This window comes from Tetragenococcus muriaticus DSM 15685 (genome assembly GCF_000423785.1).
Taxonomy (GTDB): domain Bacteria; phylum Bacillota; class Bacilli; order Lactobacillales; family Enterococcaceae; genus Tetragenococcus; species Tetragenococcus muriaticus.
This window is the reverse complement of record NZ_AUIQ01000046.1, coordinates 1-17,083: the sequence shown is the minus strand read 5'-3', so window position 1 is coordinate 17,083 and position 17,083 is coordinate 1. Positions and strand designations below refer to the sequence as shown.

At 36.6% G+C, this 17,083-nt stretch carries 17 protein-coding genes and 1 pseudogene; 14 read left to right on the top strand and 4 right to left on the bottom strand.

Annotation, left to right across the window (positions count from 1 at the left end):
* The first annotated feature begins 334 nt into the window (after positions 1-334).
* The 3 genes from G577_RS0107710 (at position 335) to nth (ending at position 4,234) form a co-directional block, all read left to right on the top strand.
* Positions 335-547: a heavy-metal-associated domain-containing protein gene (locus G577_RS0107710; RefSeq protein WP_028790724.1), complete on the top strand. Its 213-nt coding sequence runs from the start codon at positions 335-337 to the stop codon at positions 545-547.
* Positions 548-621: 74 nt separating this feature from the next.
* A complete protein-coding gene (locus tag G577_RS0107705; protein WP_028790723.1) occupies positions 622-3,144 on the top strand; it encodes a heavy metal translocating P-type ATPase in 2,523 nt (840 codons plus the stop codon).
* Between the two features lie 376 nt (positions 3,145-3,520).
* Positions 3,521-4,234, top strand: coding sequence for an endonuclease III (gene nth, locus G577_RS0107700; RefSeq protein ID WP_028790722.1), 714 nt, complete (start codon positions 3,521-3,523; stop codon positions 4,232-4,234).
* Positions 4,235-4,283: 49 nt separating this feature from the next.
* Here the strand turns inward: nth and G577_RS0107695 are convergent, their stop codons facing one another.
* Positions 4,284-5,009, bottom strand: coding sequence for a dihydrofolate reductase family protein (locus tag G577_RS0107695; protein ID WP_028790721.1), 726 nt, complete (start codon positions 5,007-5,009; stop codon positions 4,284-4,286).
* A 187-nt stretch (positions 5,010-5,196) separates the two neighbouring features.
* Between G577_RS0107695 and G577_RS0107690 the strand changes: the two genes are divergently transcribed.
* The 6 genes from G577_RS0107690 to G577_RS0107665 all read left to right on the top strand — a co-directional run bounded on the left by G577_RS0107690 (position 5,197) and on the right by G577_RS0107665 (position 8,819).
* Positions 5,197-6,081, top strand: coding sequence for a LysR family transcriptional regulator (locus G577_RS0107690; protein WP_028790720.1), 885 nt, complete (start codon positions 5,197-5,199; stop codon positions 6,079-6,081).
* Between the two features lie 93 nt (positions 6,082-6,174).
* Positions 6,175-6,714: a flavodoxin gene (locus G577_RS0107685; protein ID WP_028790719.1), complete on the top strand. Its 540-nt coding sequence runs from the start codon at positions 6,175-6,177 to the stop codon at positions 6,712-6,714.
* Positions 6,701-7,114, top strand: coding sequence for a cupin domain-containing protein (locus tag G577_RS0107680; protein ID WP_028790718.1), 414 nt, complete (start codon positions 6,701-6,703; stop codon positions 7,112-7,114). Before G577_RS0107685 ends, G577_RS0107680 begins: the two co-directional genes overlap by 14 nt.
* Before the next feature lie 17 nt (positions 7,115-7,131).
* Entirely contained in the window at positions 7,132-7,452 is a 321-nt protein-coding gene (locus G577_RS0107675) for a carboxymuconolactone decarboxylase family protein (RefSeq protein ID WP_028790717.1), read from the top strand.
* A gap of 113 nt (positions 7,453-7,565) precedes the next feature.
* Positions 7,566-7,991, top strand: coding sequence for a MerR family transcriptional regulator (locus G577_RS11270; RefSeq protein WP_051176725.1), 426 nt, complete (start codon positions 7,566-7,568; stop codon positions 7,989-7,991).
* 93 nt (positions 7,992-8,084) lie between these two features.
* On the top strand, positions 8,085-8,819 hold the full coding sequence (locus G577_RS0107665) for a class I SAM-dependent methyltransferase (protein WP_028790716.1): 735 nt from the start codon (positions 8,085-8,087) through the stop codon (positions 8,817-8,819).
* Between the two features lie 174 nt (positions 8,820-8,993).
* Here G577_RS0107665 and G577_RS0107660 read toward each other — a convergent pair whose 3' ends face one another.
* A complete protein-coding gene (locus G577_RS0107660; protein WP_028790715.1) occupies positions 8,994-10,025 on the bottom strand; it encodes a zinc-binding alcohol dehydrogenase family protein in 1,032 nt (343 codons plus the stop codon).
* Between the two features lie 396 nt (positions 10,026-10,421).
* On the opposite strand from G577_RS0107660, the gene yycF reads away from it, so the two are divergent.
* From yycF to G577_RS0107635, 5 genes are all read left to right on the top strand, one after another.
* Positions 10,422-11,126: a response regulator YycF gene (gene yycF, locus G577_RS0107655; protein WP_028790714.1), complete on the top strand. Its 705-nt coding sequence runs from the start codon at positions 10,422-10,424 to the stop codon at positions 11,124-11,126.
* 6 nt (positions 11,127-11,132) lie between these two features.
* A complete protein-coding gene (gene walK / locus G577_RS0107650) occupies positions 11,133-12,968 on the top strand; it encodes a cell wall metabolism sensor histidine kinase WalK (RefSeq protein WP_028790713.1) in 1,836 nt (611 codons plus the stop codon).
* Positions 12,965-14,272, top strand: coding sequence for a YycH family regulatory protein (locus G577_RS0107645; protein WP_028790712.1), 1,308 nt, complete (start codon positions 12,965-12,967; stop codon positions 14,270-14,272). The genes walK and G577_RS0107645 overlap by 4 nt, the downstream gene beginning before the upstream one ends.
* 64 nt (positions 14,273-14,336) lie before the next feature.
* Positions 14,337-15,137, top strand: coding sequence for a two-component system regulatory protein YycI (yycI, locus tag G577_RS0107640; protein ID WP_244869453.1), 801 nt, complete (start codon positions 14,337-14,339; stop codon positions 15,135-15,137).
* A gap of 52 nt (positions 15,138-15,189) precedes the next feature.
* Positions 15,190-15,996: an MBL fold metallo-hydrolase gene (locus G577_RS0107635; RefSeq protein ID WP_028790710.1), complete on the top strand. Its 807-nt coding sequence runs from the start codon at positions 15,190-15,192 to the stop codon at positions 15,994-15,996.
* Positions 15,997-16,032: 36 nt separating this feature from the next.
* Here G577_RS0107635 and G577_RS0107630 read toward each other — a convergent pair whose 3' ends face one another.
* Together G577_RS0107630 and G577_RS11265 are read right to left on the bottom strand one after the other, a co-directional pair.
* The gene (locus G577_RS0107630) at positions 16,033-16,665 is read right to left on the bottom strand and encodes a CPBP family intramembrane glutamic endopeptidase (RefSeq protein ID WP_028790709.1); all 633 of its coding nucleotides are present in this window, start codon (positions 16,663-16,665) and stop codon (positions 16,033-16,035) included.
* A gap of 203 nt (positions 16,666-16,868) precedes the next feature.
* Positions 16,869-17,083: pseudogene (locus G577_RS11265) on the bottom strand (ISLre2-like element ISTeha1 family transposase); the annotation flags it as partial.

The following is a 17,083-nucleotide window of genomic DNA, read 5'->3' as shown; positions in this document are numbered from 1 at the left end:
CTGGGTACAGAAAAAACCTCATTTTCAAGCTCATGAAGGTGCGTTTAAAGGACAAATGGGCGAAGGAAAAGCGAAAAGTGCCCCTTTAGGCCAATTCGCCAAAGGATTAAACCAATTAATAATGACCCCGAATTATCTCTAATAAAAACTTGTTTTTGTTAGAGATAATGAGGGCAAACCGAACGAAAGTGAGGTTGAAAATAACTTCGTGTCTGCCCCAAAAGACGGTTTTTTTATTCAACCTCAATAAACTTGACACATACGGTCATATACCGTTGAGCATGTAAAATGTACATGCGTGTAAAAATAATTTAATTTTTGGAGGAAATTCTATATGAATACAGTAACTTACTCAGTACCAGATATGTCTTGTGCACATTGCAAAGTAAGAATTGAAAGTGAAGTTAATAAATTAACTGGTATTCAAAATGCTAACGTGGATGTAGATGATAAAAGATTAACAGTGTCTTTTGATAACAATACTTTACAAGAAGATAGCATTGTAGACGCGGTAAATGAAGCAGGATATACAGCAGAAAAAGTGTAGTTATATAGTTGGATGTGTAAGAAAGCTGTTTGGCTTTCTTACACAAACAATTATAAGTAGGGAGGGCGACGATTTTGTTAAAAGATACATATAATATTGAAGGAATGACCTGTGCCTCGTGTGTGCAGGCAGTCGAAAAAAGTGTAGGCAAACTCAATGGTGTCGATGATGTTTCGGTCAATTTAGCTACGGAAAAAATGGATGTTTCCTATGACTCGACGGTTCTTGCCGGAAGTGATATTGAAGGCGCAGTAGAAGATGCAGGGTATAAGGCGCTTAAAAACATTGCGTCTCAAACATTTGAAATTGAAGGAATGACCTGTGCCTCATGCGTACAAGCCATTGAAAAAAGCGTAGGTAAAGTTGACGGCATACAAGAAGTCTCAGTTAATTTGGCTACGGAAAAAATGGACGTGAGTTACGATGAAGATGCGGTAACAACAGGAAATATTATTAAAGCAGTGCAGGACGCAGGTTATCAAGCGACTGTCGAATCATCTAGTCCGACAGATGCTACTGAAGATAATGATAAAAAGCAAAAACAAATGAAAAACCTCTGGATTCGTTTTATTTGGTCCGCCATTTTTACCTTACCGCTTTTATATATCGCCATGGGGCCTATGCTTCCTTTTGGTGGGTTACCGCTTCCTGAATTTCTTGATCCAATGGAACATACGATTACCTTTGCAGCTACACAATTGGCTTTAACTCTACCCGTCATTTATTTAGGACGATCTTTCTACACAGTAGGGTTCAAGTCACTTTTTAAAGGGCACCCGAACATGGATTCTTTGATTGCGATTGGTACAACGGCTGCCCTTTTACAAGGGATTGTCATGACAGGTCTTTTAGCTATGGGACGTGTACAAGTAGACAGTGGACATCCAGACTTATATTTTGAGTCGGCAGCTGTTATTTTGACACTAATTACTTTAGGTAAATATTTAGAAGCTGTTTCTAAAGGAAAAACTTCTGATGCGATTAAAAAGCTCATGGGACTAGCGCCAAAAACAGCTCGTGTTGTTCGGAATAATGAAGAAGTCGAAATTTCTATTGATGAAGTTATGACAGATGACATCGTTGCCGTTCGCCCTGGAGATAAGATTCCCGTTGATGGTGTATTAGTAGAAGGAAGCTCTGCGGTGGATGAATCGATGATTACCGGAGAAAGTATCCCCATTGAAAAGAAAACAGGCGACAATGTAGTCGGCGCAAGTATTAACAAAAATGGTTCTTTCCGCTTTAAAGCAACGAAGGTAGGAAAAGATACGACGCTATCGCAAATCATTAAATTAGTGGAAGATGCACAAGGTTCCAAAGCTCCTATTGCTAAATTAGCAGATAAAGTTTCAGGCGTTTTTGTTCCAATCGTGATCGGTTTAGCCGTCCTTTCTGGATTAGCTTGGTTTTTCCTAGGCCAAGAATCTTGGGTATTTGCTTTAACCATTACAATTTCAGTTTTAGTTATCGCTTGTCCATGTGCTCTAGGATTAGCGACACCAACGGCTATTATGGTAGGAACCGGAAAAGGGGCTGAAAATGGCGTGTTGATTAAAAGTGGCGACGCCCTAGAAGAAACACAAAAAGTTGAAACCATCGTTTTTGATAAGACAGGAACAATTACAGAAGGTAAACCTATAGCTACAGATATTATTAACTATAATGGCTATGAAGATGAAGAAGTCTTAGCTTTAGCAGCCGCAGCTGAAACAGGTTCGGAACATCCACTAGGTGAAGCGATTGTTGAAAGTGCAAAAAACCGGGATTTAGATTTGCAAGCAGTAAAAGATTTTCAATCTATTCCTGGTCACGGTATTCAAGTGACAATTGATGAAAAAAATCTCTTACTAGGGAATAAAAAATTAATGACGGAAAATAATATTGCGATGTTAGATGCTGAAGAAGTTTCTGACCGCTTAGCAAATGAAGGAAAAACACCAATGTTTATTGCAGCAGAAAATAAACTAATTGGTATCATTGCAGTGGCAGATACGATTAAAGAAAATAGCATTGCAGCAATTGACAAATTACACAATATGGGCTTACAAGTGGCGATGATTACGGGTGATAATACAAAAACAGCTGAAGCTATTGCTAAGCAAGTGGGTATTGATCGAGTATTTAGTGAAGTTCTACCCGAAGACAAAGCCAATGAAGTAGAAAAGATACAAAACGAAGGACTTCATGTAGCTATGGTCGGGGATGGTATTAATGACGCCCCTGCTTTAGCTCAATCAGATGTAGGTGTTGCGATTGGTTCTGGAACAGACGTAGCGATCGAATCGGCTGACATTGTATTAATGCGTAGTGATTTGATGGACGTACCAACAGCGGTTGAATTAAGCCGTGCTACGATTAAAAATATCAAACAAAATCTCTTTTGGGCCTTTGCTTATAACACCATTGGTATTCCAATTGCTATGGGCATCTTACACTTATTCGGTGGCCCATTACTAAATCCAATGTTTGCCGGTGCGGCGATGAGTTTGAGTTCGGTTTCCGTACTGTTAAACGCTTTACGTTTGAAAGGATTTAAACCAGTGAAAACAAAAACAACAAAATCTGAACCAAAAGAAGTAAAAAAAGCAGTGGCTTAATACAAAATATCTATCAAGGGCTAACTTGGGTGGTTCTTGGTAGATATTTTTTTAATCTAGTATAAAAATAGATGCTGACTTATGTCCTGAAAAATTTTTCAAGACATAGATCCAATAGAGTTATGTTCTGAGAAAGGGTTTAGGACATAGATCAGACAGAGTTATATCCTGAAAGTAAATCTCAGGACATCGTTTTGGAAGACTTATGTACTGAATTTGATTTCAGTACATAGATATGTAGGACTTATGACCTGAAATTATTCTCAGTACATAAGTTAAACTTATTTGTCTATTCAAACTAGTGCTCAGATCGAAAGTTGACGATTCAATGAAAAAAAGCTAGGATTTAATTATAAGAATTGAAGGAGCGGATTATGTGTCTGAAGAAATTTTACTAAATGATAAAGAAATGACTGAGGTTGTACAAGCAATTATTAAACTTTATCCTAAAAAAGGAACCGATTTAAATTATGAGACCAATTTTCAGCTATTGTGCGCAGTGATTTTGAGCGCTCAAACGACTGATATTTCCGTTAATAAAGCAACTCCCAATTTGTTTGAAAAGTTTCCAACTCCCCAAGCGATGGCAGAAGCTTCTTTAGAAGAAATTCGTCAAAACATCCGCAGCATTGGTTTGTCGAATAATAAAGCTAAATTTTTGAAAAATATGAGTCAAACTTTATTAGAAAAATTTGATGGAGAAGTGCCAGGAAATCGAGAGGATTTAATTTCTCTACCAGGTGTGGGCAGAAAAACTGCTAATGTCGTTTTGACCAATGGCTTTAATATCCCTGCTTTTGCGGTAGATACCCATGTAAATCGAGTGACGAAGAAACTACATTTTGTCCCACAAAATTCTTCCGTAGAAGAAATTGAAAAGCTAATGTCTGACAAACTTCCTGAGCAAATGTGGTATCCAGCGCATCATTCGATATTGTTGTTTGGTCGCTACCAATGTGTCGCTCGTAAACATGATCATAATGAGTGTTTACAACGCATAAAAGAAAGTTTACCTGAAGATGAGGTTGCGGAAAGTGCTTTTGAAAAAATGGCGCTAGAGTTAGAGGATCCTTCTACAATTTCGTTCTAATAAAAAAACCATTGGAACATTATCGTTTCCAATGGTTTTTTTTATTAGTCTATCTATTATTTACACTATAAGTCAACCACACCGTGCTGTCCTCTTTTATTTCTACATTTTTTAATGTAAAGGAAACAGGTGTGTCGTCAGTTAAGCCTTCTTTAGTATCAAATAATGCTGGAGAATCAGCTGCAGCATCCGCTGCGGGAGCAACTACTATACTCACTTCGTCACAAAGTCCGGCTTGGATAAAGGACCAATTCAAAACACCGCCGCCACCAAGCATGACTAAGTCCATTTGAAAAAGATCTTTTAGCTTTTGTAATAGCAGTTCCATATCTAAAGAATCTTTTCCAGCAATGACGTAAGAAATATTTTTTTCTCTTAGAAAGGCTTTATAAGCATTACTTACTTTTTCCGTTAATACTTCTAAAACTTCTGCAGTAGTATCTCCATACTGTAAGGTGTTTTGATTCCAACCTAATTTTCCAGAAGTATCAATTGAAATATAATATTTATTTCCAGTGGGCTCGGCTACGAAGTCTCCTTCTGGCACAATTGGCGCTTGTTCACCTAACTCAGGCTTTTTGTAGTGAGTAAAATTGTCATTCGTTGTGCTACGCCCGGAAAGCCAACCTTGATGCTTATAGTGAGTCTCTTTTCCAAAAGCAAGGTCATAAAAGAATTCTCCAGAACCTTTGCTTTCTGGAATATCCATAAATTTTCCGATAATCTTCCCATCTAAAGAAACTTGCATATGACAAAAAATGTAAGGCCTATTCATAATGAGATCTCTTCTTTCCTTAAAGTATTTAACATCTATAACTTACCACCTAGACTTCACTCTATGTCAATAAATATCTAGCTACATATTTTTTTAGTTGCTTTATTTTTCTACTTGTTTCATTATTTAATTAGGAAAAAAATTAACGTGAATAATGAAAATATAAAAGTAGTTGGAGGAAAAATGGATGGAAATAAGAATGCTCAGGTATTTTTTAGTAGTAGCTGAACAGCAAAATATCGCAAAAGCTGCTCAGACATTACATATCACACCACCGACACTCAGCAGACAAATAAAAAGTCTTGAAGAAAGTTTAGGCAGCGATCTTTTTATTAGAGAAAGTAGACAATTGGAGCTAACCGAATCAGGTTTATTTTTGAAAAAAAGGGCAGAAGATATTTTAGAACTCAACGATAAAACGGAAAAAGAGTTTAATGATAGCAAGCAAGAATTGTTAAGCGGGCACATCAGTATAGGTTGTGTGGAAGCAGATAATTCTGATACTTTGGCGTTAATGTTAGAAGAATTTGTGGCCGAGCATCCGCAAGTGACCTTTTCTATTTTTAGTGGGACAAGTGATGATATTGTGGACAGATTGGATAAAGGACTGTTAGATTTGGCCTTATTGTTAGAACCAATCTCCACAGAGAAATATCATAAATTGATTTTACCTAGAGAAGAAAAGTGGGGGTTAATGGTTTCAACGCAATCTTATTTAGCTAGTAAGAATAGCATCCAGATCGAAGAATTGCCCGGAATTCCTTTACTCTGTTCTCCGCGAGAAGAAATTCAGGAAATGATTACCTCTTGGGATGCTTTGCAAAATAAGAAATTGAATATTGTAGGCACATATAATTTAATATTTAATGTTTTTTCATTAGTAGAAAATCGTGTAGGATCAGCGCTGACAATCGAAGGAGCGATGGCAAATAGAGATACTTCCAGTGTTAAGTTTTTACCGATTGTTCCTGAAATAACGACTCATTGTGTCTTAGTTTGGAGGAAAAATACCTTATTAACACCTTCTGTTAATCAATTCGTCGAGAAATTCATACAAGCTTTTCAAGCATAGGCACCTTTATAAAAAGCAATGGTCATAGTCAATAACTAGCTGTAACATAGACTTATAGGATAAGTCAGTTACAGCTTTTTTGGGGTGAAATTTTTGGCTAAAGTCGTTTATTTTTCAAGAAAACATGAGAATTTAATCAACGGGAAAATTGAAGAATTACCAGAAGGCAATACAAAAATTGTAGCAATAAAAATCGCTAAGATGATTCATAGCGATGCGATAGAATTGTCTCCAGTTACCAATTATCCTAGGGGTTATTTTGAAGCAGTTGAAGTGGCTGAAAAGGAAAAACGAGATCAGCTTAGACCGTTGTTTCATAAATTAAGCGACCAGTTGAAGGAAGAAAAGCACCTTTTCTTGGACTTTCCTAACTGGTGCGGTGGCATGCCAAAAATTGTGGTTAATTTTTTAAAAACTTATTATATGAAAGAAAAAATCATTTACCCTTTTTGTACGCATGAAGGAAGCGCTTTTGGTAATAGTTTATTTGAATTAAAGGAATTATGTTCCGAAGCGAAGATCATGGTAGGTTTACCGGTTCGGGGTTCTAATGCCTATAAAGCGGATGATTCTATTAAAAACTGGCTTGTTCAATATCAGAAAAATGGAGGAATGGAAAATGGCAAAAAATGAAGAGGTAAAAGAGGGCATTATTTTCTCTAGTGGAGAAAAAAATGATGCATTTGCGCAATATTTTGTAGGACAAAGTTATATGAATTCTTTAGTTGCAGACCCTGAGGTAAACGTAGGTGTTGGCAATGTAACCTTTGAACCAGGATGTCGTAACAACTGGCATATCCACCATGATGGCTATCAAATTCTTTTAGTTACGGGTGGTGAAGGCTGGTATCAAGAAGATGGCAAAGATGCCCAATTCTTACAAGCCGGTGATGTTATTGTGTCTCATGATGGTATTAAACACTGGCATGGCGCAACCAAAGATAGCTGGTTCGAACATATTGCCATTACAGCAGGCACTCCAGAATGGTTAGAACCTGTTTCTGATGAAATTTATGATAACTTAGAAAAATAAAAAGGGAGGCTTTTACTATGGCAAAACAAATAGCCGGACGCGACAATTTAGGAGATTTTGCACCGCAATTTGCGGCATTAAATGATGATGTACTTTTTGGTGAAGTTTGGGATAGAGAAGAACAATTATCTCCACGTGATCGTAGTTTAGTTACAGTAGCCAGTTTACTAACCCAAGGCGTTCCACAATTAGAAGCGCACTTGAAAATGGCTAAACAAAATGGCGTAACCAAAGAAGAAATTGTGGAAGTGATTACTCATTTAGCTTTTTATACAGGTTGGCCGAAAGCATGGTCAGCATTTAGCTTAGCGCAAGAAATTTTTGATGAAGATGCTTAAACATAGTCATCTTTTGTAAGATGACTAAAGTAAAGGTTCAAGAAATTTATTTCTTGAGCCTTTTTGCTTAGATAAAGCATAAGTAATAAGAGGGGGGGGGGGAGAACGTTGTAATGAGTTATTCTATTGGCGAATTGGAAAAAATTGTAGGAATGACTACTCACGGGCTTCGCTTTTACGAAAAAGAGGGTTTAGCAACGCCGAAAAGAGAGGGCAAGAATCGAGTCTATTCAGAAGAAGATAAGATGTGGATCGAATTTTTGATTCATATGAAAGAAACAGGAATGTCAGTAAAAGATATGAAAAAATACACTGAACTAAAAAAATTAGAAAATCCACCAGCCGAGGAATTGATGCAAATTTTATTTTCACATCGAAAGAGTATACAAGAGCAGCTGGCAGTTTACCAAAAAAATCTAGAGATGTTAGATAAAAAAATTATGATTTATCGTCAAGAAGTTAAAACAACGAAAGGCAAAGATTTATATGATCATTTTGTAAGTTCCTATGACGATTTTTCTAAAAACTTGCTGGATTAACATTTGGTTCATGCGATATAATTACATAAAAATTAAAACGTACAGCTATGTTATAGTTATTTTCAAATAACATTAATCGAAAGGGATGAAAGTATGAGTGCAGATTATGATAATCCAACTTTCTTTGATGCTTATGCATCAATGGACCGCTCGAAATATGGGTTAGATGCGGCAGGTGAGTGGCACGAATTAAAGGAAGTTTTGCCTGATTTTACAGGAAAGACGGTGCTAGATTTGGGCTGTGGCTATGGCTGGCATTGTCGTTATGCAGCCAACCATGGAGCAAAACAAGTGATTGGAATCGACAATTCAGAAAAAATGATTCAACAAGCTCAATCCATGACAGAAAATCAAAATATAGCGTATAAAGTTGAGGATATGTTTGATCTAGAACAGTTTGATACGAAGTTTGATGTAATCATTAGTTCATTAGCCATTCATTATATTGAAGATTATACCAATTTGAGTAAAAAAGTTTATGAACAGCTGTCTTCAAAAGGTGTATTTGTAATGAGCGTGGAACACCCTGTCTTTACAGCGGAGGGATCCGAACAATGGATCACGAACTCTCAAGGAGAGAATGCTTACTGGCCTGTGGATCGTTATTTTGATGAAAAGGTTAGAGAGACAGATTTTCTAGGTTTTTCGACTACAAAGTATCACCGCACAATAACTACTTATGTACAAACATTACTTCAACAAGGGTTTACTCTTGATCATTTAGTTGAGCCAAAGCCGCCTGAAGAAATGTTAGCAAACAGTGAAGAAATGCAAGAAGAGTTACGTCGACCTATGATGTTAATTTTAGCTGTGCATAAGGCTTCTTAAGATAAAAACGATATTTGGAGGCACGTCTCTTAATGTGCCCCCAATCCGCAAACTATTGGAGGCAACTCTTTCGATGTGCCCCCAACCCACAAACTATTGGAGGCAACTTCTTAAAAGTGCCTCCAATAACATGAGTATTGGCGGAAAGTAAGCTCCCAATCCATCTAATTTTTATTAATCAAAACCTTCTAAAACGATTTTTCCAATCGTACTGTCTGATTCTAATTGTTTATGAGCTTTTTTCAAGTTCTCAGCGTTTATGGTGCCGTAGTGGTGATTAACAGTGTCGTGAATTTGATTGTCTTCTGCCATTTGCGCAATAGTGTCCAAATATTCATGTTGCGTAATCATACTTGGTGTTTGGTAAAGAGATTTGGTAAACATAAATTCCCAGCTAAAAGTAGCGCTTTTGTTTTTCAATAATCCCAAATCAACTGATTCTTCAGTTTCTACAATAGAACAGATTTTACCTAAAGGCGCGATTACATCCGCCATATTTGCCCAATGCATTTCAGTAGAATGTAAGCAAAGAACATAATCGACATCGGAAATATTTTCTTTTTGCAATTGTGATAAAAGAACTTGATGGTGATTAATGATCACATCTGCCCCTTGTTGTTTGACCCAGTCGCGTGTTTCTTGACGAGAAGCCGTTGCAATAACAGTCAGATCTACGTTTTTAGCTAGTTGGGTTGCAATCGAACCAACACCGCCGGCTCCATTAATAATAAGTAATTTTTTTCCCACATTACTACTTTTATTGTGACTAATAGCTAAGTGCTCAAATAAAGCTTCATAAGCTGTTAAAGACGTAAGAGGTAAGGATGCCGCAGCGGCAAAATCTAATGTGCTTGGTTTTTTACCTACAATACGTTCGTCTACTACGTGAAATTGACTGTTTGCACCTTGGCGGGTCGAATCTCCTGCGTAAAAAACTTCGTCTCCAGGTTGAAATAAGCTACAATCTTCGCCAACTTCTTCGACAATACCAGCGACATCCCAACCTAAAATTTTTGGTTCTTTTTCGACTTTTTCTTTAGGCGATCGTATCTTCGTATCAACCGGATTAACCGAAATAGCTTTAACACGAACAAGTAAATCGCGTCCTTTCGCTTGAGGTTTAGGAATTGTTAAATTGAGTAAACTTTCAGGGTTATCAATTGGTAAGTAACGGTAAAGACCAACAGCTTTCATTGTATTTTCCATAGCAGAGACCTCCTTTGTTTTTCTCTATTATAACATTGTTTGCTAAAAGGGTTAAAAAAGCTTGTTTTAAAAATTTACTTATAAAAATTTTACATGGAGATAGTCATTCTTTCATAAATTATTCATAATTTATGGTTACTATATAGTCATACCAACAAAATGTCTTTTTATAAGACAACCCTAACACTTTTTCATTTTTACTCCTTGCCTGTCGGTAATTACCGGCAGGCTTTTTTAAATGATTATTTTATTAGCTGTCGGATAAAAAGGCTTTGTTTGCGGGAGAAATTTCTTATGAAATAAAAGAGTTTTGTTTGATTTAATGAAACTAAGCCTAAAATCGTGTATAATAGAAACGACGCGAAAAGATAAGTTTAAACAATGAGGTGAACTTTTTTGAAAAAAATATTAGTTGTTGATGATGAAAAACCGATCACTGATATTGTCAAGTTCAATTTGACAAAGGAAGGTTATGAAGTTTATACAGCTTCAGATGGTGAAGAAGCATTAACACAGGTGGAAGAAGTACAGCCCGATTTAGTTTTACTTGATTTGATGTTACCTAAAGTTGATGGACTAGAAGTGGCTAGAGAAATACGTAAGTCATACGATATGCCAATTATTATGGTTACAGCTAAAGATGCAGAGATTGATAAGGTCTTAGGGTTAGAATTAGGAGCTGACGATTATGTTACTAAGCCTTTTTCTAATCGGGAATTAGTTGCTCGTGTTAAGGCAAATTTGCGACGAGGAGTTTCTGATGGTAAAAGCGCTGACCAACAAGCTAATGTCGAACTCACCATCAATGACCTTACGATTCACCCTGATGCTTATATGGTAACAAAAAACGATGAAGAAGTGGATTTAACTCATCGCGAGTTTGAGCTGCTTCATTATTTAGCACAACATATAGGCCAGGTCATGACGCGCGAGCATTTACTTCAAACTGTTTGGGGCTATGATTATTTTGGTGATGTGCGTACAGTTGATGTTACAGTGCGGCGTTTACGGGAAAAAATTGAAGATAACGCAAGCCACCCCGGCTATTTAGTTACTCGTCGTGGTGTAGGTTATTACTTGCGCAATCCAGAACAGGAGTAACGAGATATGAAGAAAAAGGTTCGCTTTTTTCGATCAGTGAACTTTAAAATCGCCCTGACATTTATCTTGATTTTACTTGTTTCAATCGAGATTATCGGGGCGTATTTTATTCGCGGGTTGGAACGTTCAACAATAGAAAATTTTAAAACAAGTATGGATACACAAGCTGAAACTTTAGCTAGTACTTTAGGAAATCATTTGGGAAATCAAGAAGATATGGATAATAGTCAGCAAAATAATGAAATTCAGCGAGTATTAGACAATAGCGATTCTAATGATGTATTGGAAATGGAAGTCGTCGATGAAAGAAATAATATTCGTGCAACGACAAATGTAAGAGAACAGTATATGGTCGGTAATAAAAATGACGATCCTTACATTGATGATTTTTCTACTAAAAGCTTAGTTACTATTGATGAAGCCACTTCTGATCGTGTGCAGATTAATGTACAACCCATTCAATCAGCAGGGGACACAGTGGTCGGTGCTTTATATATCAAAAGTGACTTAGAGCAACAGTATCGGGAAATTAATAATATCGCATTGATTTTTATTTCGTCGTCTTTGATTGCTGTGTTTATTTCGATGGTTATCGCAATTTTAGTTGCTCGTTCGATTACTCAACCAATTGGGGAGATGCGCGAACAAGCTTTGCGGATTGCCAAGGGAGATTATAGTCGCAAAGTCCCCGTTAAAGGAAATGATGAGCTAGGTGAACTAGCGACGACCTTTAATCAGTTAGGAAAACGAATCGCAGAAACCCAAGAGGCGATGGAATCAGAGCGCAATCGTTTAAATAGTGTGTTATCTCATATGACAGATGGTGTGGTGGCAACCGATCGTCGAGGAAAAGTCATTATTATTAATGAGATGGCGCTATCTTTACTTAATATTGAAAGAGAACAAGCAGTGGGACAGTCTATTTTAACGTTATTTGACATTGAAGAAAATTATACGTTACGTAAAATCTTAGAAAATCCAGAGGAAATTTTATTAGAGCGTTCTTCGGCTGACCAGAATTTGGAAAATGTTCTTTTACGCGTTGATTTTTCGATGATTAGACGTGAATCTGGTTTTATTTCTGGACTAGTAGCAGTATTACATGATGTTACTGAACAAGAAAAAAACGAACAAGAACGACGTGAGTTTGTTTCTAATGTTTCTCATGAATTACGTACGCCTTTAACAAGTACGAGAAGTTATATTGAGGCTTTGTCAGAAGGGGCTTGGCAAGATCAAGACATTGCCCCTAAATTTTTGGAAGTCACTTTAAATGAAACCGATCGTATGATTCGTATGATTAATGATTTATTAAACCTTTCCAGGATGGATAACGGAAATTATCAACTTCAATTAGAATATATTAATTTCAAGGAATTAGTGAATTTTGTTTTAGACCGTTTCGATATGATGGTAGATGAGCAAGAAAAAAAATATCACATTTATCGTGAATTTACTAAGCGAGAATTATGGGTTGAAGTAGATACCGATCGTATGATTCAAGTAGTAGATAATCTTATGAATAATGCGGTAAAATACTCTCCCGATGGGGGCACCATCACTGTTCGTTTGGTGGAAACACACAATAATATTATTTTAAGTGTTGCTGACCAAGGTATAGGTATTCCACCTAATGATATTAACAAGGTGTTTGATCGTTTCTATCGCGTTGATAAGGCACGTGCTCGTAAGCAGGGAGGTACAGGCTTAGGACTTGCAATCTCCAAAGAAGTAGTAAAAGCTCATGGAGGCAATGTTTGGGTAGAGAGTCGTGAACATGTTGGTTCAACCTTTTATATTAGCTTGCCTTATGAACCTTATGAGGAGGACTGGTGGGAATGAAGTATTCAAGATATATTCTATGGATTGGTTTAGCTTTTATGATTGTTTTAAGTTTCTACCTTTCTTATCTTATATGGGCATCTCCGGCAAATAAAGATCAATCGTTAACAGAAGAAACAGAAGAGAGCCAAACAGAAGATCAAGAAGAAATTATTGCGGCTTCGGAAGTTTTTCTTCCGTTAAAGACTGTTTATTTAAATGATGATGAAGCGCAAGCCAGTAATACAGAAAGTTTGCTAGAAGAATTACAAACAAATATTGCTCGAAGTACATTTAATTCTTTAGATGTTCAAAGTTACGATTCCAATGAAGAACTTGCTCAACAAATGGAATTATCAAATGGTATCGAAATGGACTATGCTACTTTATTTCCTTTAGAAAGTTATGATGAGTATTTTAATATGGGCTTATCGTTTGAAGAAAGTGAAGACGAAAACTTCTCGTTTCAAATAGTACAAGTTGACTTTGAGAACGATCAAATTCGATTCATTAATAAAAGAGATCGCTTATTAGCGACAGCAGACATTCAGTCTTCATTATCCGACATCCAGGAGGCATTACAAGACGATTCGATCGATTGGTATGATGTGGTTAAAGATGAACGATTTGATTATTTTACTTATTTCAATGAAGATCCGGTAGAATTGCGAAAATTTAGCTATATTGCTTCTTTTCGTCCTTATACAGTTTTTCGCGATGCTTTTTTCACAAATCCTGAGAACCTGCGAAGTAATGAAGATACGGAAGATTTAAATATTTACGATGGCTCTGAGTCAATGTCGATCGGCCCAGATGATCAGAGAGTTGACTTTCAAGGAGCAACTTCGGAGGAAGAAAACTTCGATAAATATACGGATAGTTATCAATATATACGTCGATTAGGAACAAGTTATGGTTCGATTCGTTTTTTGGATAGTCTACAAAACACGGTTGATTATCATATTTTTGTTGAAGGATTTCCAGTTTTTAGTGATAATGATGAAGGAAAATTTTCGGTCGAATTTTCAGGCGCAGGCCAGGATAACCAACGGAGTGTTGAAATTCAGGCAAACTTGAATATGATTCGAGTGCCGATTCCTTCTGACAGTGAAGTAGAAGTTCCTTCTGGAAGAACCGTTTTACAAGATTTGTATTACGTAGGTGCTGATCCTGATGAATTGACCAGTTTAGTGGTGGGGTACCATTGGGAGAATATAGAAGATACAGGCGTAGTTGATCTAGAGCCTAAGTGGTATGTACAGTATGACGGCACATGGTATAACTCAGAAGATTTAACGCAGCAATTACAAGAAAGCGAGGGTTAAATAAATGGGTTTTAGGAAAATCGGTTGGATTTTTTTCTTTGCTTTCCTAGGATTAAATATATTTTTGTTTAGTATTTATAAAGCAGCAGATGGACAGGATGACGTGGTCTACCGTAGTGATCAACAAATTCCTATTGAAGATCGTTTGGCGTCGGAAAATATCACTTATCATGGAGAATTTTCCGAACAACAACATAATGGATATTATCTAAGTGCCCAACCGATCGATATGCAAGAAGCTTTAGATGAAGAACGAGAGCGACAGAACAATTCGGACCTTTTGGACGAACAAACATCGATTGATGGCCAAACGCTTACGCATAATATAACAGAAGAAAATGCTATTACTGATACTTCACAAACAGAAACAATGGTTGAACAATTTCTAGAAGAAAATCAAGTGTTGTTTGGCAACGAATACCGTTATTTGGGGGATGTTTCAAGTTTTAGCGAAGAGTACCCTTCCCTCGTTGCGGTACAAAGTTACGAAGGTATTCCTATTGATGATAGTTCAAGTCGTATAGAAATTGAGCTTTCCGAACAGGATGACAGATGGGAGTTTGAAAACTATACACAGACCTATGTTTCTGATCTAATTCCCTTGCGCGAAGCTATGCCTTTATATTCCGAAGAAGAAATTATGAATGAGCTTTATGTAAATAATAAGATTCCTAATGATTCTGAGATTGTATGGAGCCATTTGGCCTATACGTTAACTTTAAAAGTACGAGGACAAAATGTTTATATTCCTGCTTGGATCGTAGCGGTTGAAGATGAAGATGGCCAAACTCAAATTGAAAAGGTTAATGCATTAACGAATTGTGTTATAACAAATAGCTCAGTTCAAACGGTAGAAAATTCCTAAAGAGGCATGTATAATAGAAACAGCTTTTATGTTAGAGAGGAAGTCACACGCAGTGGAGAAAGAAAATTCATTTCAAATTAGTGTTTTAGCTAGTGGTAGTACTGGAAATTCGTTATATATTGAGACTCCTCAAAAGAAATTTTTAGTAGATGCTGGGTTAAGTGGTAAAAAAATAACTTCATTGCTTAGTGAAGTAAATCGAAAACCAGAAGATTTAGACGCCATTTTCATTACTCATGAACATCGTGATCATATTCATGGCGTTGGTGTGCTATCACGCAAATATCATTTGGACATTTATGCTAATGATAAAACTTGGCAAGCCATGACTCCTTTAATTGGAAATGTGGCCTTAGAGCATAAGCATACCTTTGAAATGGGCAAAGTATTAACTTTTGGTGATATGGATATCGAAAGTTTTGGTGTATCTCATGATGCTGCAGCACCACAATTCTATCGTTTTCATAAAGATGGGAAATCATTTGTTGTATTAACAGATACTGGCTATTGTAGCCAACATTTACGTGGCGTTGTGCGTGGAGCAGATGCTTATTTAATTGAAAATAACCATGACTTAGCAATGTTGCGCTCTGGACGTTATCCATGGAGTTTAAAACAACGAATCTTAGGTGATCGTGGGCATCTATCTAATGAGGATGGTGCTCTTACGATGACGGATATCTTAACGGATCAAACCAAGCGTATTTATCTTGGACACTTAAGCAAGGAAAATAACTTAAAAGAATTAGCTCATTTAACTATGGAAAATACGTTAAAGGAACATGACTTTGGCGCTGGAGCAACATTTGAGATTTGTGATACAGATCCAGCAGAGGCAACTGATTTATTTGCTTTATAAGAAAAAGGGCAGCCGGAAAAAACCGGTTGCCCTTTTTTAATTCCCATTGATTACGATGAAATTGACAATAACAACTAAGCTATTCATACCCACATGACTAATCATTGATGTCCAAATTTTTCCCGTTTTTTTGTAGAGTAGACTAAAGAAAAAACCCAGAGAAAAATACAAAAGCAGATGACCATCTTGATGGATAAAAGCAAATATAAGTGAGCTAATAATAATTCCAAGCCAAGTCAAGGAATAAGAGTCAAATATTCCAATTAGAGCACGTCGAAAAACAAACTCTTCCATAATGGGTCCACCTACCATTGCGGCTAATGCAAATAAAGGTTGCTGTAAAACGAGTCGGATGATGTTTTGTGTATTTTGTGATTCGATGGGAACTCCAAAAAATTGTTCTACTTGCATGATTAATGTTTGTAAAAAGATTGCTAGAAAAATACCGACAATTCCCCAAAATAAGACAGAGACCAATGAGGAATGATCATTTTCAAAAGTAAGTTTTGTGACTTGATTAGAGTATAAAAGAATCATTAGCACTGCGCCTAATAGATAGCTAACAGTCGTCGTTGTTGTACTTGCTTGACTTGTGGTGGCAAAAATAGGCGAAAAAAAAGCAATAATATAAAGGAGTATGGTGAATAAACTGTATTTTTGAATCGACATAGAATCTTCCTTTTTGTAATTTTTTATTGATTTTTTAATTATACAAAACTCATGAAAAAATGACAATTAAGTGTTTATTTACGTATGTGTCAAGTTTATTGAGGTTGAATAAAAAAACCGTCTTTTGGGCAGACACGAAGTTATTTTTCAACCTCACTTTCGTTCGGTTCGCCCTCATCATCTCTAACAAAAACAAGTTTTTATTAGAGATAATTCGGGGTCATTATTAATTGATTTAGTCCTTTGGCGAATTGGCCTAAAGGTGCACTTTTCGCTTTTCCTTCGCCCATTTGCCCTTTAAACGCACCTTCATGAGCTTGAAAGTTAGGTTTTTTCTGTACCCAACGTTTCATAGCTTGCCAACGCTTTTCTTGAGCGACCACGTCGTCCGGAAGGGCTTCGTATTGATTCAACCATC